Raw genomic sequence first — 1,428 nt, forward strand, 5'->3', positions numbered from 1 at the left:
GTTTGATGGTTCGGCAAGCCCGTGGTACCAGAGGGGCCATTTTTTTACAGAACTTGTCGTGCAGATTGTTACAGGCCTTGTCGGAGGTTGCTGGTTTCAGTTGTTTACTGTTAATCCTGACATTACAGGCAACCAGGCTGCCTCCTTCTCGATCACGGATATCATCAACATCAATTTCACTACTGCTAAAGTTGCTGTTAATCACCCTGGTATTTTGAACGCTCTCCTTTTGGCCTAATGCCTGGCCAATTGCGGCATATGCATCAGGACCTGAAGCTTTCACAGTGCAGTAACCCGCTGTTGTATCGGTAACAACTCCCTCTTTATTGAACCCGACCCCGATAGCGGCTGCTGAAGATTTACCAGTAGTTGTTACATTGCAGTACCCCGCGGCCGTGTTGGTAACCATTGAATTGACCGATACTCCCGCCCCAATAGCGGCACGTGATTTGTAACCAGTAGTTGTTACCGTGCAGAGCAGTGCCTTTGTGCCGGTAACTGAATCATTTTTGGACTGTCCCGCTCCAATACCGGCATGAGTCTCATTAGAATGGGTTGCCACTGTGCAGTTTTGCGCTGATGTGTTTTCTATTTTGCCATTTTTACTTTCCCCCACTCCAATACCGGCATCAGCATATTTACCATAGGTTGTTACACTGCAGCCTTTGGCATAGGTGCCGTTTATAACTGAATTGTTGGATAATCCGGCGCCAATACCGGCGTTTGCAAATTCACCTTCGGTTTTCAATTGGCAGTTTATTGCATTTGTGTTGATTACAGTTCCCCCTGTAACTTTGCCAGCCCCAATACCGGCACTTGCCCATTTGCCTATGGTTGTCAAATTGCAGTTTTTTGCTGTTATGCTGTCAACAGTGCCTGCTTCAAGCTCGCCCACGACAATACCTGCGCCTGCGTTACCCTTGTAATTAATTGTGGAGTTGTTGGTAACCCGGATATTACTGACCCTGGCGTTGCCTGACATTTTACAAGCCGCTACCCCGACCGGATCGGGAGTATCGGTTGCAGGAGCTATACGGGCTTTTTTAAAGTGCAGGCCATCAATACTCCCATTATCAGCCAGATGTTTAACCAGGCAGTGGTCGAGTTTGCTAATAGTGCCATTGCCGCACAGCTGGCCGGTGAATTTGCCCCCGTTATTGTTATCGCCAATAGGCTTCCAGTTTTTGTCCGCAGTGATTTTTCCAGTCAGATAATACGTTCCGTGGCAAGGATATCGACGATCACCGGTGCAAATCTTGCCGAGGATATCGGGGTTGTCCACCCGAATCCCGGAGGTTGAGTCACAGCCCGATGCCGATGAGGCGCCGAGAGCAGAAAGACCAACCATGGCCCCCAGGGCCAGGGAGGTGTTGGGCAAGTGGTTGGCATAGAGCGTTGCGGTGGCGGTTTTATCAGGCGGTTGTCGTG

General features: G+C 49.6%; 1 protein-coding gene. It reads right to left on the bottom strand.

The window, feature by feature from the left end; genetic code table 11:
- Positions 1-1,428 (bottom strand): hypothetical protein (locus KDK14_RS04485; protein ID WP_257263822.1); only part of this gene is annotated, 1,428 nt, incomplete at both ends.

Source organism: Endozoicomonas sp. ONNA2, assembly GCF_024606365.1.
In the GTDB taxonomy this organism is placed as follows: Bacteria; Pseudomonadota; Gammaproteobacteria; order Pseudomonadales; family Endozoicomonadaceae; genus Endozoicomonas.